Origin of the sequence: Streptomyces ureilyticus (assembly GCF_011045025.1) — a bacterium.
GTDB lineage: Bacteria > Actinomycetota > Actinomycetes > Streptomycetales > Streptomycetaceae > Streptomyces > Streptomyces ureilyticus.
This window is the reverse complement of record NZ_JAAKZX010000061.1, coordinates 17,361-38,158: the sequence shown is the minus strand read 5'-3', so window position 1 is coordinate 38,158 and position 20,798 is coordinate 17,361. Positions and strand designations below refer to the sequence as shown.

Sequence of the window (20,798 nt, the reverse complement as noted above, 5' to 3'; positions counted from 1 at the left end):
TTCCCCCGATGTCAGGGGGTCCGCCGCCCCCTGGCCAACGACGGGCAGGGTAAGGGACGTTCATGAACTTCTGACAGGCTTTCGCGGAGCATGGCGCGTCGTGGTCGTCTGCTGGTTGTCGGCCGAGAAACAGTGCCGCTCACAAGGGGCACTCGCACCACACCGTCTTGCCGCCCGGCCTCTGCTCCACGCCCCAGTCCAACGCGACGGCATCGATCAGCAGCAGACCCCGCCCCGTCTCGTCGTCCGGCCCCGGTCGACGCCGGATGAGCCAGGCGTACGCGTCCGGGTCGCTGACCTCCAGGCGCACACGGCCACCGTCCGTACGGGTCAGACGGACCGTCACGGACGTGCCCTCGCCGAGGTGGTTGATCACGTTCGCCAGCAACTCGCTTACGCAGAGCTGCACTTCGGGGCAAGGCCCGCCCAGGTGCTCGCGCACAGCACGACGGACCTCGGGAACGGTCTTGGGAACTGCGAGTAGTTCGAGGACGAGCGGCTTCATCGCGCCGCCGCCTTGTGCAGCGCCTCGGCGAGCTTGCGGGCGGTGGCCGTGTTGCAGTTGCCGAGCGCCACGAGGCCTCCGTGGCGGGGCGGGTAGGTCCCCGCGAAGGTCGCGGCCTCGACGCCGAGCGACGGCAGCGTGATGCCGTTCGCTTGCAGCGCGGTGCGGAGTTGTTCCGCGCACTCCTGTACGTCGTGGGGGTCGCCGTGGTGGGTCATGGCTGCGCGCCTTCCTGTGCGTTGCGTGACGAACTCGTCACACATTGACGTCAGGCGGCGTACCGTAAAAGGGGTTTGGGGTCCACGGCACCAGGTGTGGAAACAGGTGGTCAACGGTGGTTGCGCGCAAGGACATTGACGGCTCGGCGAGCGTTCCCGAGTTCTACGGCAAGGAGTTGCGGTGGAAGCGGGAGGAGATGGGGCTCACGCTGCAGGAGACGGTGGAGGGCAGCTTCTACGCCCCTACCTACCTGAGCGAGATCGAGCGGGGCCAGCGGAGAATGCCCGAGGACCTCGCCGGACATGTGGACCGGGTGCTGAAGACGGACGGGTTCTTCGGGCGGCGGTGCGAGGACGTGCGGAAGGCCAAGCGGAAGGGGCACGCTGGGTACTACGAGCGGGCCTTGGAGGCCGAGAAGCACGCGAAGACCATCGAGGTGTGGGCCCCAACGGTTCTGCCCGGCCTGTTGCAGACGGCCGCGTACGCGCGTGCGGTGGTGCGGGCCACGCATCCGCTGGCGCCCGACGATGAGGTGGAGGAGAAGGTCAGCGCCCGTATGGCTCGGGCCCGCCTCTTCGAGAACGACCACAAGAAGCCGCTGTACTGGGCGATCCTGCATGAGTCGATCCTGCGGCACCCCATCCTGCCTCCGGAGGAGATGGCCGAACAGCTCGACCGCATCGCGGCGCTGGCGAGGCGCCACCGGATCGCACCACAGATCCTTCCGTGGAACAGCGGGCCGCATCCCTTCATGCTCGGCACGGCCATGATCATGACCTTCCCTGACGCCCCTCCGCTCGCGTATACGGAGTCTCTGCACAGCGGTGACACCATCGACGATCCGGCCCTCGTGGACGAGTACCGCAGGTCGTACGATCTGCTCAGGGCCGCCGCACTGCCGCCTGAGGCGTCCCTCGCCATGATCGAGGAAGCGGCAGAGGACTATCGAAATGGCAAGCAAGCAGATTGACTTGAGCGCCGCTGTCTGGCGCAAGAGCAGCTACAGCAACGGTTCCGGCGGAGAGTGTGTGGAGGTCGCCGAGGGTTTCGTCGGCGCCGCCGACTGGCGCAAGAGCACCTACAGCAACGGCTCCGGTGGGGACTGTGTCGAAGTCTCCGACGACCTCCCCGGCCTCGTCCCCGTCCGCGACTCGAAGAACACCCAGGGCCCCGCCCTCCTCTTCCCCGCGAACGCCTGGGCTCCCTTCATCACCGCGCTCAAGGGCGGCGACGTACCGACGAGTTGATCGCCTATGGAGCCTCGACACCGGAAATCCGGTACCTGCTCACCGCGGCGTCGCGGATCTGAGCCGCCTGCTCGGGCTCGGGTCCCGCGCCGCGGAAGCGTTCGAGGTCCTCGTCCGTCTCCCAACGCTCGTACACATTGATCCGATTCGCCTCGATCAGGTCGGCTGACAGGGCGAAGTCGAGGCAGCCGGGGGCGGCTCGGGCCTGCTCGATCGCCTTCGAGCTCCCGGCGAGGTACGCGTCGCGGGCAGCAGCATCCACGTACAGCTTTCCGGCAATGATGATCACGTTTGCTCCAAGTCGTGTGGTGTGGCGCAGCGCTACCGAGACAGACCGCAGCGGCACGGCAAACTCATCGGTCACACCACGAGACACCGCCTAGTGTCGGGATCGTGGAGACAACACATCGGCCCGCCGCGCGGGTGATCTGTCTGGACGCCGCCCACCGCCTGCTCCTTCTCCACTGGCGTGACCCGTTTGACGGGGCACGGCTCTGGGAGCCGCCCGGCGGGGGCATCGAGCCGGGCGAGACCCCGCTCACGGCCGCACGTCGTGAACTGGCCGAGGAAACCGGCCTGGACCCCGCCGCGGTCCTGGACCGTTCGGTGCCGGTCGACCGTGACGTGCGGTGGAACGGCAAGCGGTACGTCGGGCAGGAACACTTCTTCGTAGCCCACTTCGCCGAGGACCAACCGGAGTTGGTACGAACCGGCCTGCTCCCCGACGAACAGGCCAACCTCCAGGGTCACGCCTGGATCGCGTGGCCCGACCTGGACTCGGTACCGGACCGGCTCGAACCGCCACAACTGCCGACCGTTCTCCGAACCCTGGTACCCGAGGGCCCCTGGCGCGACGTCGCTCAGTGACCCGGGCGGATCAAGGTCTGCTGGGGGTCATTCGGTGAGCGGAAGCGGTGGCAGCGGCAGCGGCAATCCCGGCAGGCCGTCGATGCTGGTCGCGATGTGCTCCTTCTTCTGGAAGTACACGTCGAGAGAGTCATCGGTCTCGCGCGCGAAGCGCGACGCGTGCAGCGGGCGATCCTCGTCATAGGTCATACGCGGGACGGCGTACCCGCAGGTGTCGCGGATGCTCTCTGCGGTCACGACGATGATCGCGCGCAGGCCGTGCAGGGTCGGGTCGATGTCCGGGAAGTACCCCATCAGCTCCACCCATCGCGCATCGTCGCGGAAGACCGGCTCTCCGCGGCCGTGCACGCGCACGATATTGGGCGGACCGTCGAAGGCGCACCACATCAGGGTGATGCGGCCATTCTCGCGCAGATGGGCGATCGTCTCGGCGTTGCTGCCGGCGAAATCGAGGTAGGCCACGGTGAGTTCGTCGAGCACGGCGAACGAGCCGGTCAAGCCTTTGGGTGAAAGGTTGACTGTGCCCGCGCCATCCAGCGGCGCCGTCGCAGTGAAGAAGATGGGCTGCGCCTCGATGAAGGTACGCAGCCTGCCGTCGATTCGCTCGTAGCTCTTTCCCATAGGTCGATTATGTCGGGCCGTTGGTCCCGCCCACGCTGTACGAAGCCGGGATCACGCACCGCGCGCCGCCGTGGGACCTGGCCTATGGCAACGCGCAAGGGCCGTGCCCCTCCCTCACGGGGGCGGGACACGGCCCTTGGCGTGAATGGCGGCGCGAACGTGCCGCCTCGCGGTTCAGTGGCGCGGGCGGTTGAACCAGGCGCCGCCGTTCTTGTTGGCACAGAAGACGATGATCAGGATACCGAGGACCAGGCTGACCAGGGCGAAGACGTTGGCGCCGAACAGGCTGACGACGCTGAACAGCGTGACCACGGAGCCATAGACGATCGCCGAGACGCGTACGCCGCCACGGCCTGTGGTGAACTTCATGCCGGTGAAGATCGCCCAGAATGCGAAGGCCAGCACGATCACACCCAGGACGATCATGACGCCCGTACCGACGTTGGCGATGGTGTCCGCGTCCTCGGCGGAGACACTGGAGTCGGACGACACGGCGTCCTCGAAGGCGTCAGCGAACCAGGCGCTGGCCACCACCATCAACAAACCGCCCAGTGCTTGGAAACCGCCCAGGACGAAGAGCATCACGCGCGCGGCCTTTACTCCGCCCGGGATCTGGGTCGGACCGCTGGGGTAGCCGCCGTACGGCTGCTGCTGGAGGGGCGGCGCCTGCGGGTAGCCGTAACCCGGCTGTCCCTGCGGGGCGCCGTAGCCGGGCTGGGCCGGGGGCTGCTGGGACGGGTAGCCGGGCTGCTGGCCCTGCGGCGCGCCGTAGGGGTTGTTCGGGTCGCCGAAGCTCATGGCGTCTTTCCTCCGTTGTGGCGTGAGTGCGGGGACGACGCGGCACATTTCGGAGGAAGGTTCTACAGATGCGGTTCGTCCCCCCGGTACTGCCCCGCGGCACTGTGGCGTTCATCGTCCTTAACGCGCCGCTTATTTGTCCAGACGGATTCCGTAGGTGTTGTGCAAGTGCAACATCGCTGATCTTGGACGGATACGAGATCCCGGCCGGCGCCGGGGTCCAGGCCCTGGTCCGGCCGGGCGTGACCGGTTTGCGTGAGCGTGCCCTTGGTGACGTATCCGGCGACGCGGGTGCGCAAAAAACTTCCCCTTTGTCCGCGGCTGAGGCAACTGAGGCAGGGGTGTGCCGCCTCAGCCGCGCTCCACGCCGTACGACGGACAGGGCGGCCGAGCGGTTCTCGGGTGGCCTTGGGGCGCCCTGATTGGAAGCGGGGCCCGGTCATCCGCGAGGATGGGCTCATGACCGCCCAGATTCTCGATGGCAAGGCCACCGCAGCCGCGATCAAGTCCGATCTGACCGTCCGCGTGGCGGCCCTGAAGGAGAAGGGCATCACGCCCGGTCTCGGAACCGTCCTGGTGGGCGATGACCCCGGCAGCCAGAAGTACGTCGCGGGCAAGCATCGCGACTGCGCACAGGTCGGTATCGCCTCGATCCAGCGGGAGCTGCCCGCGACCGCCACGCAGGAGGAGATCGAGGCGGTCGTCCGCGAACTCAACGAGGACCCGGTCTGCACGGGATACATCGTCCAGCTCCCGCTGCCCAGAGGCATCGACGAGAACCGCGTCCTGGAGCTGATGGACCCGGACAAGGACGCGGACGGTCTGCACCCGATGAACCTCGGCCGTCTCGTACTGAACGAGCCGGCGCCGCTGCCCTGCACGCCGAACGGCATCCTCACCCTGCTGCGCCGGCACGGCGTGGAGATCAAGGGCGCCGAGGTCGTGGTCGTCGGCCGGGGTGTGACCATCGGCCGCCCGATGCCGCTGCTGCTCACCCGGCGCAGCGAGAACGCGACGGTGACGCAGTGCCACACCGGTACGCGTGATCTGGCCTCCCACCTGAAGCGGGCGGACATCATCATCGCCGCGGCCGGCTCCGCCCACCTCGTACGTCCCGAGGACGTCAAGCCGGGCGCCGCCGTTCTCGACGTCGGCGTCTCCCGCAGCGCCGAGGGCAAGATCGTCGGCGACGTCCACCCGGGCGTCGCCGAGGTCGCCGCCTGGATCTCCCCGAACCCCGGCGGAGTCGGCCCGATGACCAGGGCCCAACTCCTCGTCAACGTGGTCGAGGCGGCGGAACGCAGTGCCGGCTGAGGACACGACCGAGAACCGGGACGCCACGGAGAACCGGGACGCGAGCGAATCGCCGGAGGTGACGCGGGCGGGTGCCGCCGAGCCGGATTCCGGTTCCGGTTCGCGTTCCGGTTCCGCGGAGGCCGCGAAGGCGTCCGCCGACCGGCCGCGGAACGGAGAGTCACAGAACGGAGAGTCACGGAACGGCGAGTCGCGGCACGGCGAGTCGCGGGCCGCGCAGCCCCAGGGCGTGGAACCGGACGCCGAGTCGTCGCAGGGCGGCGCGCCGGAATCCGCCGAGGCGGCCGATGACCTGCCGCGGGAGGGCGCGATCGTCACGCGGGACGCCGTCAGTACCGTCGGCCCGGATGGGCACCCGCAGCGGACCACCCGGCGGTTTCCGCGGGTCACCAGGGACACCGCACGCCCGGAGGGCGGGGGGCGCGCCGCGTCCGGCGACGCGCCCGCGCCGGCGCGGCAGTGGCCGATGCTCATCGTCGCGGGGACCGTCGGACTCGGGCTGCTGCTCACCGCGTTCGGCGTCTTCCGTTACGGCACGCTGCTGATCGGAGTGGCACTGCTCGCGGCCGGCGTACTGCGCTGGGCGCTGCCCGGCGTGGGCATGCTCGCCGTCCGCTCCCGCTTCACGGACCTCGTCACGTACGGCGTCCTGGGCGTGACCATCGTGCTGCTCGCGCTGATGATCCAGCCCAAACCGAAGCTGGAGATCCCGTTCCTGGAAGACATCCTGCACTTCACGGTCCGCTGAGCACGTGCGCGCGTGGCGGAGGCCCGCACTCTCCCCCGAGTCGGAGTGCGGGCCTCCGTGTTTCCCTCACGGTGGCTCAGTGGACGTGTGGTGCCGCGGCCTCAGCAGTTGATGTACGACAACGGATCGGGCGGTGTGCCGGTACGTCACCGACCGTGCCGTCCCGGCCATGTCAACCGCCAGATCCGGCGGGGTTTCCGGGGGTAGCGGGGACGTCCCACGCTCTGAGCTGCTGGGATGCCATGGCCAATGACAACCGGGTGGGACAGGGGACGCCGTTCCGGTTGGGTAACGTGCCCTTGCGGGACGCAACCGCATCACCCCTGTGCGAACGTCCTCCCATCTGACGCAACCTCATATACGTACGCACGCGCCAAACGATCACGGGGGGTGGCGACATGGCGCGCTGGAAGGAACTGCCCGACTCGCTCGACCAGCGGGAGCGGCAACTCATCGTTCAGCTGCGGCGTTTGAAGGACCGCAGCGGACTCAGCCTGTCCGCGCTCGCGGCGAAGACCACATACAGCTCCTCGTCGTGGGAGCGCTGGCTCAACGGCAAGAAGCCGGTTCCCCGCGGGGCCGTGACCGAACTCGCGCGCGTCTGCGGCACGGACCCGACCAGGCTGCTCGTCCTCCACGAGGTGGCGGAGGGAGCGCGCCAGGCGGCTCCCGGGGCGTCCGGTGCCGCGGTGGAGCCCGAGGAAGAGCCGGCCGCCACCACGCGAACGGCCGCCACGCGAACGACCGCCTCGAGAGCCGCCGCCTCCCGCACGGTCACCATGCGAACCGCCGCCTTGCGAACGGCGACCGAACCACGTAGCCCGGGCGACCCACCCGCCGCGCGGCGGCGCCCGCGCCCCCGCCTCGTCCTCGGTGCCGTCGCCGCGCTGCTCGTCGCGTTCGGCGCGGGGACGATCGTCGGCCTGTCCTGGCAGGACGACTCCGGCGGTCCAGGTCAGGGCGGTCCCGGACAGCAGACCGCGCTCGCCGCCGAGAGCTACCGGCGCGGACAGACGTACGACTGCGACATCTCCCGCAAGGACGGCGGACTGTACGCCGGGTACAGCGCCTCCGAGCAGGTGCTGCTCGACATCAACCACGTCGGCTGGGACGTGGTCGAGGCGCAGTGCCTGCTCGCCCGGCACGGCTTCGACCCCGGCGACATCGACGGGGTGTACGGCGAGAAGACCAAGGGCGCGGCCTGGGCGTTCCAGGAGAAGCGCGAGCTCGCCCGGGACGGCATCGTCGGCCCCGACACCTGGCGGGAGCTGCGCAAGTGACTCCGGAGGTACGCCAACTGACCGAGGACCTGAGGAGGTTACGGGAAACGGCGGGCCTGAGCTTGAGCGAGCTCGCCGCCCGCACCCCGTACAGCAAGTCCTCCTGGGCCCGCTATCTCAACGGCGAGAAGCCCGTTCCGTACGACGCCGTCGTGGCCCTCTGCCGGGTCGCGGGCGAGCGGCCCGACCGGCTGCTCGCGCTGTGGGAACTGGCCGACGCGGAGTGGAGCGGCCGGGGGAGGAGCGCTGCGGACGCTGAGTCGGAGACGGGCGCGCGGCGCGGCCGCCGGGTACGCGTGGTCGCGCTCGCCGCGGGCGCGGCCGTCGCCGCCGGGGTGTGCGCCGCGGTCCTCCTGCTGCCGGACGAGTCGGCGGACAGCGCGGTGCCCCCACCGACGTACTCAACCGGCCCGACGTACTCGCCCGGCTGCACCGGCCCCGACTGCGACGGCCAGAACCCCGTCGACATGGGCTGCGGCGGCGACAACATGGTGACCACGGCCGCCCAGCGCACCTTCGCCGACGGGCAGCGCGTGGAACTGCGCCACGGCGCTACATGCAACGCGGTGTGGGCGCGCGCGACGCGGCTGCGGATCGGGGACCGGGTCGAGCTGACCCGCTCCGGGGCCGGCCCCAAGGAAGTACGGGCGGCTGTGCGGGACGACACGACCCGCTATCTCGCGACGACGATGACGCCGGCTGACGATCCGGCCGGGACCCGCGTCTGCCTGATTCCGGCCAAGGGCGAGCGCGTCTGCATCGAGGCCTGAGCTCGGATTGTGCCGGGATTTCGCCCGGTTCAGGCCCGGTTTGCATCGGTACCGGAGCCCGAGTTCGGCGGGTGGCGGCGGCGCCCGTCCACTCCCCCGAGCGAGGACGGACGCCGCCTGTGCTCAAGAGTCATGGGCGTGCGAACAGGGCTTCAATACCTGTCAGTTCCCTGTGGCACGGAGGTGACCGTTCCGGTACCTCGTGCCAGAAGTGCGACGTGTCCCGTAACGATCTGTACTTCACCCGCCGGTAGGTATGCGATTCCTCTGGTGCTTCCGGTTCACTAGTGACAGGCGATGTCGTGTATGTGTTCCGGTTGTGTCGATGTGTTGACAAGTTCTGGGATTTGATCTGATCACGTCCAACAGCAGGGATAACGTGGGCAATCGGGACGGTCCGGGACTTCCGGTGCGCTGACCAGGGGGCCAAGCAGGTCGCACGGGATCTCGGTGGGACACTGGACCGCATACCAGCGGGCGTGCAACGGTGCATGCCCACGGCTCGAAATGCTCCTGTGCGCCCGCACCCGGGGAACTGAGATCCTGGATCTGCGCATCCCTGTGGGTAGGCCGGAACGGGGACTCGGCAGAGGGCGTCACGCGCGAGGAAAGAAAAGCACGCACGGGGGGAAGAGGGGGAGCAATGCCTCGTTGGAGGGCCTTGCCGGATGAACTCGATCCGCAGGTCAGGGAGTTCGCCAGCCAGCTGCGTCGACTTGTCGACCGCAGCGGGCTGAGCGTCGCTGCCGTGGCCGACCGCACCGGTTACAGCAAGACATCCTGGGAGCGGTATCTCAACGGCCGCCTGCTCGCGCCCAAGGGCGCGATCGTGGCGCTGGCCGAGGTGACCGGCACGAATCCGGTCCACCTGACCACGATGTGGGAGCTGGCCGAGCGGGCATGGAGCCGTTCGGAGATGCGCCACGACATGACCATGGAGGCCATACGGATCTCCCAGGCGCGCGCCGCGCTCGGGGAGTTGGGTCCCAATCCTCCCAAGGCCAAGGGCGGCAGCCGGGGCAAGCAGGCGGCGAGCAAGGCCGCCGCTGCGGCCCCGCCCAAGCCGGCGGGCGCCGGGGCCGGTGCCGCGGGTGCGACGCCCGCGGCGGCGCCGCGCAGGCCCGCGGCTGGTGGGGATGCGCCGACGTCGTTCCTGGGGCGGATTCCGCAGAAGGAGTCGTCGGGTTCCTCGGGGTCGGCCGGTTCGGTGGGTTCCGCGGGTTCGTCCGGTAGGTCTGGTACGTCCAGTCCTGCGGGCCCTTCGGCTCCCCGTGCGGGCAGTTGGGGCGTGGCTCCTCCGCCGGGTCTCTCCGGTTCGGCCGGCTCGTCCGGCAAGCCGGGGCAGTACGGGCAGTCGGGTTATTCCCCGCAGTCCGGACAGTCTTCGCAGTCCGGCTACTCCGCGCCGACCGGTCCGTCCGGTCCGGCCGGAGGGCCGCCCGAGGACGCCCGGCCGCCGCGCTCCGGTGGTTCGCCGGACGCTCCGCGGCGGAAGCGGCGGGTCACGATGTTCCTCGCGGGCGTCGTCGGCGCGCTCGTGATGATCGCGGCCGCCCTCTATCTCACCGACCCCGGCGGTGGCGAGAGCGGGGACGACGCGAAGCCGAGCCCGACCCCGTCCGTCAGCAAGAACCTGCCGGCCGGTGTCGAGTGCAGCGGCAAGGACTGCACGGGCCAGGACCCCGAGAACATGGGCTGCGGCGGCGAGTTGGCGACGACCACCGACAGCGTCACGGTCGGCACGGCCCTCGTCGAGGTCCGCTACAGCGAGACCTGCGGCGCCGCCTGGGCCCGCATCACGCAGGCCACGGTCGGCGACGAGGTCCAGATCAGCTCGGCGGGCGCGGCGGAGCAGACGGGTCGGGTGAAGGTGGACACCGACACGTATACGCCGATGGTGGCGGTGAAGGACGCGGGCGATGTGAAGGCTTGCGCCACGCTGGCCTCCGGCGAGGAGGGGTGCACGGAGTCCGCCGGTTGAGCGGGTTTGCCTCCGGCGGCTGGGCGGGTGGGTTCGTTGTCGGCTGCGGGTGCGTTGTGGTTGCTCGCGCCCCGCGACCAGCCAGGACGGGCCCGCAGCCGCCCATGAACCGAACTCACCACCCCCGTAGGCGTCCGTAATCCCGGGTGACAGGAATGACCCGCCAACTCCGGGGCAGGCGAACCTCAACCCCACGGGATCCGGCCCCGGCCGGGAGGGTGGCACCCACCTCCCGGCCCCGGTACCGGCAACCCAACCCGGCGGCCGCCGTCACCCCCTCTCCCGACCGGCGGCCGCCTCTTCGTGGCTCCGCCCGCGGAGCGGCTTGTGGGGTGGGCCACACGGACCCGGACGTTCGGGATCACGGATGCGCGATAGCCTGATCGCTGGATCTCTCTTGATGCCAAGAGATCGATCAAACGCCCGGGGCAGTGCCGCCCCACCGCCAGCTGTCATACGGAGAACGCCATGACCCGCACTCCCGTGAACGTCACCGTCACCGGCGCGGCCGGCCAGATCGGTTACGCCCTGCTCTTCCGCATCGCCTCCGGCCAGCTGCTCGGCGCGGACGTGCCGGTCAAGCTGCGCCTCCTGGAGATCACCCCGGCGCTGAAGGCCGCCGAGGGCACGGCGATGGAGCTCGACGACTGCGCCTTCCCGCTCCTTCAGGGCATCGACATCTCGGACGACCCGAACGTCGCCTTCGCCGGCGCGAACGTAGCCCTCCTGGTCGGCGCCCGCCCCCGTACGAAGGGCATGGAGCGCGGCGACCTGCTGGAGGCCAACGGCGGCATCTTCAAGCCGCAGGGCAAGGCCATCAACGACCACGCCGCGGACGACATCAAGATCCTCGTCGTCGGCAACCCGGCCAACACCAACGCGCTCATCGCGCAGGCCGCCGCCCCGGACGTACCGGCCGAGCGCTTCACCGCGATGACGCGCCTGGACCACAACCGCGCGCTGAGCCAGCTCGCGAAGAAGACGGGCACCTCGGTCGCCGACATCAAGCGCCTGACGATCTGGGGCAACCACTCGGCCACCCAGTACCCCGACATCTTCCACGCCACGGTCGCCGGCAAGAACGCCGCCGAGACCGTCAACGACGAGAAGTGGCTGGCCGAGGACTTCATCCCGACCGTCGCCAAGCGCGGCGCGGCCATCATCGAGGCCCGCGGCGCCTCCTCGGCGGCCTCCGCCGCCAACGCCGCCATCGACCACGTCCACACCTGGGTCAACGGCACGGCCGAGGGCGACTGGACGTCGATGGGCATCCCGTCCGACGGCTCGTACGGCGTCCCGGAGGGCCTGATCTCCTCCTTCCCGGTCACCGCGAAGGACGGCAAGTACGAGATCGTCCAGGGCCTCGACATCAACGACTTCTCCCGCGCCCGCATCGACGCGTCGGTGAAGGAGCTGGAGGAGGAGCGCGAGGCCGTTCGCGGTCTCGGCCTCATCTGAGGGTCAGGTCTGAGGGTCTGATCCGAGCCGACCCCGGCATTCCGCAGTATTCCGCGAGCCCGTACGGCCACACCCGGCCGTGCGGGCTCGTGCGTTTCCCGACCTGGTTCTGCCCGCCGGCCCTGGTGTGCCCGGAGCCGGTCACGGAATCAGGGGCGGCTTGGGCAGGGACTTCTCGAACCAGTAGCCCCCGTACACGTCGTCGTTGTAGCGGGGGATCCCGGTGTACCCGCAGGCCCGGTACATCGCCTGGGCCTCGGTGAGGGTGGCGTGCGTGTCGAGGCGTACGACTCCGTAGCCGCGCTCTGCCGCCTGCCGCTCCAGTTCGGCGAGCAGGCGGCGGGCGAGGCCGAGGCGGCGGGCGGCCGGGTGTACCCAGACGTGCCGGATCTCGCCGACGCCGGGTTCGAGGCGGCGCAGGGCCGCGCAGCCCACGGGCCGGCCTTCCTCGTACGCGACGAGGAAGGCGCCGGTGTCCCCCGACACCTCGTGCGGCTGGACGAGGGCCGCCCGGTCGTAGCCCTCGGGGAAGCGGGCGTCGATGTCAGCGGCGTAGACGTCGAGGCAGGCGCGGGCGTCCGGGGCGGCTCCGTCGACGAGCTCGACCGTGATCGCGGCGAGCCTGAGCAGCCGCTGGGCGGTGCCGAGGGACTCGGTCAACTGCCCGCGCTGGGCCGGCGTCAGCCCGCTGAGCAGCCCTTCGGCGAGGCGGTTGGCCCGCCGGTTCTGCTCCTTCACCTCGACGCGTCCGGCCGGGGTCAGCTCCGCGAGCCGCAGCCGGGTGTCCTGCGGATGCACGGTGATCCGCACCAGGCCCTGCGCCTCCAGGGCCTTCGCCATCCGGCTCAAGTACCCGGCGTCCAGGCCGAGCCGGCTGCGCAGCTCGCGCAGTGAGGCCCCGTCCCCGATCTCGTACAGGAGTCGGGCCTCGCCGAGTGGCCGGTCCTGGCCCAGGTAGTGGTCGTCGAGTGCGCCGATGCGGCGGGTGAAGTAGCGGTTGAAGCGGCGAAGGGTGGTCACATGCTCTGTGGACACTGGCTCCATATTTCTTTGACTGTAGTCAAAGGTAGGGAGCGAGTCCACGAGTTGCCCGAAGTGGGTGGCGGGGGCAGAGGCTGAGCGGGCACAGTCCGTACGTGAGCGGTTACGCAGATGAGGTGCCCGGCTATCTGACGTTCCGGGTGACCCCGCAGGAGGGGCCGATCGCGGCCTTCGCCGAGCAGGAGGCCTGGCAGGCCCGGGAGCGGTACCCGCAGTTGCTGGGCGTGGGGATTCCCGAGTTCTTCCATGCGCGGGAGCGCGAGGAGGGCGGCTGGCAGCTGTCCGACTACAGCAGCGATACGCCGCAGGGCGCGCGGGACATGCTGGGTTCGTACTTCCGGCGCAGCGCCAAGGACGCCGAGGACGCCGGGGAGCAGAGTGCCGAGGGCAAGTGGATGGCGGCGGCCAAACGTATGGACCGCGAGGTCGTCGACGAACTGACCGTGCTGGGTGGCCGGTTCAGGATCGTCCGCGCCTCGCGGTTCATCCGCATGGGCGGCAACGGTCCCGAACCGCCCCGCCCCTCCGACCCCGATCCGCTCGACGCCGATCATGTACGTCCCCGGGGCCAGGTGATCGACCCGTACACCGGCACGGGCCTGGCCGATGGCATCCTCAAGCTGGACCTGGTCCGCTTCGTCGGCGTCGTCCCGGGCGCGCCGCCGGACGTCGCCGACGACGCGCGGCGGGCTCTCGCGACGCATCCCGGTGGTGTCCTCCTCCCCGCCGTGTTCATGATCTCCGAGCGGGTGGACGGCAGTTGGAAGCCGCACAATCCTGGGGCCTCCCATCGCTCGCCCCAGGCCGCGCGCGACGTCCTGGCCTCGTATCTGCGCGTCATGGGCCCCTTCGAACTCCGCCTCGACGACGCCGCCCGCGAGGAGTACGCGCGGGCCGCCGACCGCCTCGACGAGAAGCGCAGCAACGTGGCGAGCGTCGCGGGCCGCCGCTTTCGCGTCACCCGCGTCGAGCGCCTGGTCCGCATCGGGCCCGACGGCCCCGAAGGCCCCCGCCCCTCCGACTTCGACCCCGAACCTCCCGTCGAGGTCCACGTCCGCCAGCTCAAGGAACAGGGCCTCTGGAAGGAGAAGGACGAGCCGATCGAGCTCGACGAGCGGACGCGGGAGCTTAAGCGGCTGTGGGAGGCGGAGGCGGAGCGCCGTGCGGCACAGAAGAAGCGCCTGGGGCGCCGAGTTTTCGTTCTCGCAGCCGAGAGTGGGGCGCGACCAGCCACGACGCACCCGCAGCCGCGACACGTAGTGTCACTCTCATCCCCCCTGGCGGGGGTCTGGGGCGAAGCCCCAGGATCGGGAAAGGGCTCCGCGCAGCCGGAGCCCTTTCCCACAGTGACGAGGCACACTGTCGGGCACGGGCATGAAAAGCCCAGCCCGGGGCAGGGGCAACCAGCTCCTCGGAAGTGGCACGGGTGTGCCGCAGGGGCGACCAGGAACGGAAGGCAGCACCGACCATGGCGGGACCAGCGGAGCGACAGGCGCAGCAGACGATTCACGTGGGCGGGGAGTGGCGTGCGGCCGTCTCCGGAGACACGCGTGAGGTGCTCGATCCGGCGGACGCCAAGCCGTTCGCCGTAGTCGCGGAGGGTGACGGACGAGACGCGGACGCGGCCATCGACGCCGCCCGCCGCGCCTTCGACGAAGGGCCCTGGCGCCACACCCCCGCCGCCGAGCGGAGCGCCCTGCTGCGTCGCGTCGCCGATCTCCTCGTACGCGACCGTGAGCGGCTCGGGCTGCTGGAGAGCCGGGACGCCGGCAAGACGCTCGAGGAAGGGCGCGTCGACATCGACTGCGTCGCCGACGCCTTCCGGTACTTCGCCGATCTCGTCGTGGGGGAGGGCGGCGGGCGGGTCGTCGATGCCGGGTCCGACGACATCCACAGCGTTGTCGTGCATGAACCCGTCGGCGTGTGCGCCATGATCACGCCCTGGAACTATCCGCTGCTGCAAGCGAGTTGGAAGATCGCGCCCGCACTCGCCGCCGGGAACACCTTCGTCGTCAAGCCCAGCGAGATCACTCCGCTCACCACGATCGCCGTTGTGGAACTGCTCCAGGAGGCCGGGCTGCCCGACGGTGTCGCGAACATCGTCACCGGCCCCGGGCACACCGTGGGCGCCCGCCTCGCCGAGCACCCCGCCGTCGACCTCGTCTCCTTCACCGGCGGCCTCATCAGCGGCATCAAGGTCGCCCAGGCCGCCGCCGTCACCGTCAAGAAGGTCGCCCTCGAACTCGGCGGCAAGAACCCGAACGTCGTCTTCGCCGACGCCTGCGCCACCGAGGAAGGCTTCGACACCGCCGTCGACCAGGCCCTGAACGCCGCGTTCATCCACAGCGGCCAGGTCTGCTCCGCAGGCGGACGCCTCATCATCGAGGAGTCCGTACGCGAACGCTTCGTCGCCGAACTCGCCCGCCGGGCCGGCAAGATCCGCCTCGGCCGGGGCACCGAGGACGGCGTCGAGTGCGGTCCGCTCGTCTCCGAGCAGCAGCGGGAGAAGACCGAGGCGTACGTCGCTTCCGCTCTCGCGGAGGGCGCGGTGCTGCGGTCCGGCGGCAAGCGGCCCGAGCCGTCGGAGGAACGGCCCGCCACCGGCTACTTCTACGAGCCCACCGTCCTCGACCAGTGCCACCGCGAGATGAAGGTCGTACGCGAGGAGGTCTTCGGGCCTGTCCTGACCGTCGAGACGTTCCGTACGGAGGACGAGGCCGTCGCGCTCGCCAACGACACCGAGTACGGGCTCGCCGGCGGCGTCTGGACCTCCGACGCGGGCCGCGCCCGGCGCGTCGCCGCCCGGCTGCGGCACGGCACCATCTGGATCAACGACTTCCACCCCTACCTCCCGCAGGCGGAGTGGGGCGGCTTCGGAAAGAGCGGCGTCGGGCGCGAGCTCGGGCCCACCGGTCTCGACGAGTACCGCGAGAGCAAGCACGTGTACCAGAACCTCGCGCCGCAGCCGGTGCGGTGGTTCGCGGGCTGACGCCCCGCCCCCCGCCAAGGATCCGCCGAGCGCAGCACCTTGTACGACCCCGAGGAGTAATCCCCTATGCCTGAGCAGCCCACGCCCGTCCATGAGCACACGTACGACTACGTCGTCATCGGCGGCGGTACCGCCGGCTCCGTCATCGCCTCGCGCCTGACCGAGGACCCGGACGTCACCGTCGCCGTCATCGAGGGCGGCCCCAGCGACGTCGGCCGCGAGGACGTTCTCACTCTGCGGCGCTGGATGGGGCTGCTCGGCGGGGAGCTGGACTACGACTACCCGACGACCCGGCAGCCGCGCGGCAACTCGTACATCCGGCACAGCCGCGCCCGGGTGCTCGGCGGCTGCTCCTCGCACAACACGCTGATCGCGTTCAAGCCGCTGCCGTCCGACTGGGACGAGTGGGAGGCGAACGGCGCCAAGGGCTGGGGCGCGGTGCCGATGGAGGCGTACTACGCCCGGCTGCGCAACAACATCGTCGCCGTCGACGAGAACGACCGGAACGCCATCGCCCGCGACTTCGTCGACGCCGCCCAGGCCGCGCTGAGCGTGCCGCGCATCGAGGGTTTCAACAAGAAGCCGTTCACTGAGGGCGTCGGCTTCTTCGATCTCGCGTACCACCCGGAGAACAACAAGCGGTCGAGTGCGTCGGTCGCCTACCTCCACCCCTTCCTGGACCGGCCGAACCTGACGATCCTGCTGGAGACCTGGGCGTACAAGCTGGAGCTCGAGGGGACGCGGGCGCACGGAGTGCACGTACGGACCAAGGACGGCGAGGAGATCCTCGTACGCGCGGAGAATGAAGTCCTGTTGTGCGCGGGGGCCGTGGACTCGCCGCGGCTGCTGATGCACTCCGGTATCGGGCCCGCCCGCGATCTGGAGGCGCTCGGCATTCCCGTCGTGCATGACCTGCCCGGCGTCGGCGAGAACCTGCTCGACCACCCGGAGTCGGTGATCGTCTGGGAGACGAACGGGCCGATCCCCGAGAACTCCGCGATGGACTCCGACGCGGGCCTTTTCGTGCGCCGGGATCCCGAACATCCGGGCCCTGACCTGATGTTCCACTTCTACCAGATCCCGTTCACGGACAACCCGGAGCGACTGGGGTACGAACGCCCTGCCCACGGCGTCTCCATGACCCCCAACATCCCCAAGCCGCACAGCCGGGGAAGGCTGTATCTGACGAGCGCCGACCCGGCCGAGAAGCCCGCACTCGACTTCCGCTACTTCACGGACGAGGACGACTACGACGGCCGCACCCTGGTCGACGGCATCAAGATCGCCCGCGAGATCGCCAAGTCCGAGCCGCTGGCGGGCTGGCTGAAGCGCGAGGTGGCCCCCGGTCCCGACGTCACGGGCGACGAGGAGCTCGGCGTGTACGCGCGGTCGGTGGCCCACACGGTGTACCACCCGGCGGGCACCTGCCGGATGGGCGCCCCGGACGACCAACTCGCCGTCGTCGACCCGCAGTTGAGGATCCGCGGCCTGGACGGCATCCGGATCGCCGACGCCTCCGTCTTCCCGACGATGCCCGCGGTGAACCCGATGATCGGGGTGCTCATGGTCGGAGAGAAGTGCGTGGACCTGCTCGGCAGTGGCGAGTGATGGCCACGTCAACTCGCTGACTCCTGAGGATGCGGCGAAGGAGTGGGTGGACAGCCACGAATCGACTTGGCGGACGTGGCTGTCCGAGTGACCGTCAGCAGGTGTCCGTGACGCTCACCAGGCGTTCGGCTCCGCGGAGAGGTTTTCGTCGGCCAGGCGTTGCGCTGCGGCGCGCGCCTGGCCGAGCCAGTCGTCGTGCAGGGCTCGGGCCATGCCGGTCAGCGCCTTGGTGGCGTGGCGCTGCAGACGGGGACCGAACGTGATGCGTGTGGCCCCGAGTCGGCCGAGCTCTGCCGGTGCGGGACCTTCCAGTCGCGCGTAGGCGTTGATCGGGCCCGGGACCGCGGCCCGGAGCGCCGGGAGGGCATCCTCCGGGGCGCCGATCGGGTACACGCAGTCGGCGCCCGCCGCCACGTACAACGCGGCCCGCTCGACGGCCCGTTCGGGATCGGCGACCCCGCGCGAGAACGTGTCGACACGCGCGTTGACGAACAGCCGGTCGCCTGCGACGGCCCGTACCTCGGCCAGCCAGTCGGCGTGCCGCTCCGGGTCCTTGAGGACGCCCTCGTGCGAGTCCTCGAGGTTGCAACCGACGGCACCCGTCTCAAGGATCCGGTCCACCAACTCCTTGGGCGCGAGCCCGTACCCGTCCTCGACGTCCGCCGACACGGGAACGTGCACGGCCCGCACGATGCGCGCGACCGCCGCGAACATTTCGTCGGCGGGCGTGGCCCCGTCCTCGTAACCGAGCGAGGCAGCGACCCCGGCGCTGGGCGTCGCGAGCGCCGGAAACCCGGCGTCCTCGAAGACCCGCGCACTGGCCGCGTCCCACGGCCCGGGCAGGATCAGCGGATCGTCCGGTGAGCGGCCCTGGTGCAGCGTGCGGAAGATCTCGACCTTGCTCACCATGCACGGCCCCCCGGCGGGATGCGTCGGCTGACCATCAGCCGGTTCCATCCGTTGATAACGGTGATCAACTCGATGAGATGCGCGAGTTGGACGTCGTCGAAGTGCCGCGCCGCCCGCTCGTACACGTCGTCCGGTACGAAGCCTTCTGTGAGGACCGTGACCGCTTCGGTCAGCGCGAGCGCGGCCCGCTCGCGCTCGCTGTAGAGGTCCTCCGCTTCCTCCCAGGCGCTGAGGAGATCGGTCTGTTTCTCGCTCACGCCGTGCTTGCGGGCCAGTTCAAGGTGCATGTCGAGGCAGAACGCGCAGTGGTTGAGCTGTGAGGCGCGGATCTGCACCAGCTCGGCGAGCCCGGGGTCGCCCAGGCCCTTCTTCGCGGCGGCGCTCAGCGCGGACATGGCCTTGCCGACCCCGGGATCGAGGTACTGCGTGCGAGCCGTCATTTGTGCTCGCCCGCCTGGTAGTGCCCGGCGACCATACGGCAGGTCACGCCGAACCGGTTCCATGCGTTGATCACCGTGATCGCGGCGATCAGCTGCGCCAGCTCGGCCTCGTCGAACTGCTTGGCGGCCGCGTCGTACACCTCGTCCGGCACGAAGCCCTCCGTGAGGACCGTGACCGCCTCGGTCAGCGCGAGTGCCGCGGCTTCCTTCGCCGTGTAGAAGTGCTGCGACTCCTCCCACGCGCTGAGCTGGATGATCCGCTCGACACTCTCGCCGGCCGCGAGCGCGTCCTTGGAGTGCATGTCGACGCAGAAGGCGCAGTGGTTGATCTGCGACGCGCGGATCTTCACCAGCTCCAGGAGCACAGGGTCGACGCCCTGCCGGGCCGCCGTGTCGAGCCTGATCATGGCTTTGTAGACGTCGGGCGCGAGCTTGGCCCACGCGAGCCGGGGGGTGTGTTCGGGGACGTACGAGGTGGTGTCGGTCGTGGTGCTGGTCGGGTCGTCGGTCGTCTCGTTCGTCGTCATGACTGCGACCCTAAGGTTGATTAGCCCAGGAGTATGGTCCATTTCCATGGAGAAACCCTGGGCCACTTTGGGTGTTGATCTGCACCTCGACCTGGGCGGCTCCCGCCTGCGCCGAGGGCTCACGGACGCCTTGCGCGAGGCGGTGCGGAGCGGGCGGCTCGCACCGGGGACGCGGCTGCCGTCCTCGCGGTCGCTCGCCGCCGACCTCGGCATCGCGCGCAACACGGTCGCCGACGCGTACGCCTGGCTCGTCGCCGAGGGCTGGCTCACCGCGCGCCAGGGTTCGGGCACGCGGGTCGCGGAACGGGCCGTGGCGGCACCGGACTCGGACACGGCACCCAGGCCTCGCTCGCCCCGCGGACCGACGCACAACCTCGAACCCGGCAACCCCGACCTCGCCTCGTTCCCCCGCGCCGAGTGGCTCAGGTCGGCGCGCCGCGCGCTGTCCGAGGCACCTCACGACGCCCTCGGCTACGGCGACCCACGAGGTCGCGTCGAACTCCGCACCGCCCTCGCCGCCTACCTCGCCCGCGCTCGCGGCGTACGGACCGACCCCGACCGGATCGTCGTCTGCTCCGGCTTCGTACACGGCTTGCGGCTGCTCGCCGCTGTACTGCGGCAACGGGGGCTGCGCTCGCTCGCCGTGGAGTCGTACGGGCTTGACGTGCACTGGGGAGTGGCGGAGGCGGCGGGATTACGGACGGTGCCGCTGCCGTTCGATGAACTGGGAACGTGCACCGGTGGCTTGGCGGGAACGGGGGCGGGGGCGGTCCTGCTCACCCCCTCGCACCAGTTCCCGATGGGCGTACCACTGCGGCCCGACCGGCGGGCCGCCGTCGTGGACTGGGCGCGGGGAACCGGCGGGCTGGTCCTGGAGGACGACTACGACGGAGAGTTCCGCTACGACCGCCAGCCGGTGGGCGCGCTCCAGGGCCTCGACCCGGACCGCGTCGTGTACGTGGGCACCGCGAGCAAGTCCCTGGCGCCAGGACTGCGGCTCGGCTGGCTGGTCCTGCCGCCGTCGCTGACGTCGGAGGTCGTGTCGGCGAAGGGCGGCACGGACTGGTCGTGCGGGGTCCTGGACCAGCTGACCCTGGCGGAGTTCATCACCTCGGGCGCGTACGACCGTCACGTCCGCGCGTCCCGTCTGCGCTATCGCCGCCGCCGCGACCAGCTCGTCGCGGCTCTCGCGTCCCGCGCCCCGTCGGTGCGGGCCACCGGCATCGCGGCCGGTCTCCACGCTGTCCTCCAACTCCCGCCCGGCACCGAGCAGTCGGTGGTCCGGTCGGCGGCCTGGCAGGGCCTGTTGCTGCACGGCCTGACCCGCTACCGCCACGCGGACGTCGCCGAGGTCGCCGCCGCCGAACCGTACGACGCCCTTGTCGTGGGCTACGGCACACCCCCGGACCACGCGTGGTCGGGCACGCTGGACGCTCTGTGCAGGGTGCTGCCCTGAGGACCGTCGGGCCCGGTTAC

At 70.3% G+C, this 20,798-nt stretch carries 22 protein-coding genes; 13 read left to right on the top strand and 9 right to left on the bottom strand.

The genetic code is table 11. The annotated features are described in order from the left end of the window. Window positions 1–139 precede the first annotated feature (139 nt). Together G6048_RS20450 and G6048_RS20445 are read right to left on the bottom strand one after the other, a co-directional pair. Complete coding sequence (locus G6048_RS20450; RefSeq protein ID WP_165341009.1) at window positions 140–505, bottom strand: ATP-binding protein; 366 nt, start codon at window positions 503–505, stop codon at window positions 140–142. Next, a complete protein-coding gene (locus G6048_RS20445) occupies window positions 502–723 on the bottom strand; it encodes a hypothetical protein (RefSeq protein ID WP_165341008.1) in 222 nt (73 codons plus the stop codon). Before G6048_RS20445 ends, G6048_RS20450 begins: the two co-directional genes overlap by 4 nt. Window positions 724–839: 116 nt before the next feature. On the opposite strand from G6048_RS20445, the gene G6048_RS20440 reads away from it, so the two are divergent. Together G6048_RS20440 and G6048_RS20435 are read left to right on the top strand one after the other, a co-directional pair. Then, window positions 840–1,694 (top strand): helix-turn-helix domain-containing protein, encoded by an 855-nt coding sequence (locus G6048_RS20440; protein ID WP_165341007.1) that lies wholly within the window; start codon window positions 840–842, stop codon window positions 1,692–1,694. Then, window positions 1,675–1,971: a DUF397 domain-containing protein gene (locus tag G6048_RS20435; RefSeq protein WP_165341006.1), complete on the top strand. Its 297-nt coding sequence runs from the start codon at window positions 1,675–1,677 to the stop codon at window positions 1,969–1,971. The genes G6048_RS20440 and G6048_RS20435 overlap by 20 nt, the downstream gene beginning before the upstream one ends. Before the next feature lie 4 nt (window positions 1,972–1,975). Here the strand turns inward: G6048_RS20435 and G6048_RS20430 are convergent, their stop codons facing one another. After that, a complete protein-coding gene (locus G6048_RS20430; protein ID WP_165341005.1) occupies window positions 1,976–2,260 on the bottom strand; it encodes a putative quinol monooxygenase in 285 nt (94 codons plus the stop codon). Window positions 2,261–2,364: 104 nt separating this feature from the next. Here G6048_RS20430 and G6048_RS20425 point away from each other — a divergent pair, with 104 nt between their 5' ends. Beyond that, a complete protein-coding gene (locus tag G6048_RS20425) occupies window positions 2,365–2,838 on the top strand; it encodes an NUDIX hydrolase (RefSeq protein WP_328826480.1) in 474 nt (157 codons plus the stop codon). Window positions 2,839–2,865: 27 nt separating this feature from the next. On the opposite strand, the gene G6048_RS20420 is transcribed toward G6048_RS20425, so the two are convergent. After that, a complete protein-coding gene (locus G6048_RS20420) occupies window positions 2,866–3,459 on the bottom strand; it encodes a pyridoxamine 5'-phosphate oxidase family protein (protein ID WP_165341004.1) in 594 nt (197 codons plus the stop codon). A gap of 174 nt (window positions 3,460–3,633) precedes the next feature. Continuing rightward, window positions 3,634–4,257: a hypothetical protein gene (locus G6048_RS20415; protein WP_165341003.1), complete on the bottom strand. Its 624-nt coding sequence runs from the start codon at window positions 4,255–4,257 to the stop codon at window positions 3,634–3,636. A gap of 459 nt (window positions 4,258–4,716) precedes the next feature. Here G6048_RS20415 and G6048_RS20410 point away from each other — a divergent pair, with 459 nt between their 5' ends. The 6 genes from G6048_RS20410 to G6048_RS20385 all read left to right on the top strand — a co-directional run bounded on the left by G6048_RS20410 (window position 4,717) and on the right by G6048_RS20385 (window position 11,808). Next, entirely contained in the window at window positions 4,717–5,571 is an 855-nt protein-coding gene (locus G6048_RS20410) for a bifunctional methylenetetrahydrofolate dehydrogenase/methenyltetrahydrofolate cyclohydrolase (RefSeq protein WP_165341002.1), read from the top strand. Between the two features lie 58 nt (window positions 5,572–5,629). Continuing rightward, window positions 5,630–6,319, top strand: coding sequence for a DUF3017 domain-containing protein (locus G6048_RS20405; protein ID WP_165341020.1), 690 nt, complete (start codon window positions 5,630–5,632; stop codon window positions 6,317–6,319). Window positions 6,320–6,717: 398 nt separating this feature from the next. Continuing rightward, window positions 6,718–7,599: a helix-turn-helix domain-containing protein gene (locus tag G6048_RS20400; RefSeq protein WP_165341001.1), complete on the top strand. Its 882-nt coding sequence runs from the start codon at window positions 6,718–6,720 to the stop codon at window positions 7,597–7,599. Then, window positions 7,596–8,369, top strand: coding sequence for a helix-turn-helix domain-containing protein (locus tag G6048_RS20395; protein WP_165341000.1), 774 nt, complete (start codon window positions 7,596–7,598; stop codon window positions 8,367–8,369). Before G6048_RS20400 ends, G6048_RS20395 begins: the two co-directional genes overlap by 4 nt. Window positions 8,370–9,012: 643 nt before the next feature. Continuing rightward, window positions 9,013–10,350, top strand: coding sequence for an XRE family transcriptional regulator (locus G6048_RS20390; RefSeq protein ID WP_165340999.1), 1,338 nt, complete (start codon window positions 9,013–9,015; stop codon window positions 10,348–10,350). A gap of 468 nt (window positions 10,351–10,818) precedes the next feature. Further along, a complete protein-coding gene (locus G6048_RS20385; protein ID WP_165340998.1) occupies window positions 10,819–11,808 on the top strand; it encodes a malate dehydrogenase in 990 nt (329 codons plus the stop codon). Between the two features lie 141 nt (window positions 11,809–11,949). On the opposite strand, the gene G6048_RS20380 is transcribed toward G6048_RS20385, so the two are convergent. Continuing rightward, complete coding sequence (locus G6048_RS20380) at window positions 11,950–12,852, bottom strand: bifunctional helix-turn-helix transcriptional regulator/GNAT family N-acetyltransferase (RefSeq protein ID WP_165340997.1); 903 nt, start codon at window positions 12,850–12,852, stop codon at window positions 11,950–11,952. 92 nt (window positions 12,853–12,944) lie between these two features. Here G6048_RS20380 and G6048_RS20375 point away from each other — a divergent pair, with 92 nt between their 5' ends. The 3 genes from G6048_RS20375 to G6048_RS20365 all read left to right on the top strand — a co-directional run bounded on the left by G6048_RS20375 (window position 12,945) and on the right by G6048_RS20365 (window position 17,446). Next, the gene (locus tag G6048_RS20375; RefSeq protein WP_328826476.1) at window positions 12,945–14,441 is read left to right on the top strand and encodes a DUF5954 family protein; all 1,497 of its coding nucleotides are present in this window, start codon (window positions 12,945–12,947) and stop codon (window positions 14,439–14,441) included. Further along, window positions 14,360–15,838 (top strand): aldehyde dehydrogenase family protein, encoded by a 1,479-nt coding sequence (locus G6048_RS20370; RefSeq protein WP_328826485.1) that lies wholly within the window; start codon window positions 14,360–14,362, stop codon window positions 15,836–15,838. Before G6048_RS20375 ends, G6048_RS20370 begins: the two co-directional genes overlap by 82 nt. A gap of 66 nt (window positions 15,839–15,904) precedes the next feature. Continuing rightward, window positions 15,905–17,446, top strand: a complete 1,542-nt coding sequence (locus G6048_RS20365; RefSeq protein WP_165340995.1) for a GMC family oxidoreductase — start codon at window positions 15,905–15,907, stop codon at window positions 17,444–17,446. Window positions 17,447–17,560: 114 nt separating this feature from the next. Here G6048_RS20365 and G6048_RS20360 read toward each other — a convergent pair whose 3' ends face one another. From G6048_RS20360 to G6048_RS20350, 3 genes are read right to left on the bottom strand one after another with little or no spacing between them, the layout of a single operon-like run. Beyond that, on the bottom strand, window positions 17,561–18,355 hold the full coding sequence (locus G6048_RS20360; protein ID WP_206341826.1) for an isocitrate lyase/PEP mutase family protein: 795 nt from the start codon (window positions 18,353–18,355) through the stop codon (window positions 17,561–17,563). Continuing rightward, window positions 18,349–18,795 carry a carboxymuconolactone decarboxylase family protein gene (locus tag G6048_RS20355; protein WP_165340994.1) on the bottom strand — a complete coding sequence of 149 codons (447 nt, stop codon included), beginning with the start codon at window positions 18,793–18,795 and terminating at the stop codon, window positions 18,349–18,351. Before G6048_RS20355 ends, G6048_RS20360 begins: the two co-directional genes overlap by 7 nt. Next, on the bottom strand, window positions 18,792–19,322 hold the full coding sequence (locus tag G6048_RS20350) for a carboxymuconolactone decarboxylase family protein (protein WP_165340993.1): 531 nt from the start codon (window positions 19,320–19,322) through the stop codon (window positions 18,792–18,794). The genes G6048_RS20355 and G6048_RS20350 overlap by 4 nt, the downstream gene beginning before the upstream one ends. A gap of 46 nt (window positions 19,323–19,368) precedes the next feature. Here G6048_RS20350 and pdxR point away from each other — a divergent pair, with 46 nt between their 5' ends. Continuing rightward, window positions 19,369–20,778, top strand: a complete 1,410-nt coding sequence (gene pdxR, locus G6048_RS20345; RefSeq protein WP_165340992.1) for a MocR-like pyridoxine biosynthesis transcription factor PdxR — start codon at window positions 19,369–19,371, stop codon at window positions 20,776–20,778. The last annotated feature ends 20 nt before the right edge of the window (window positions 20,779–20,798 follow it).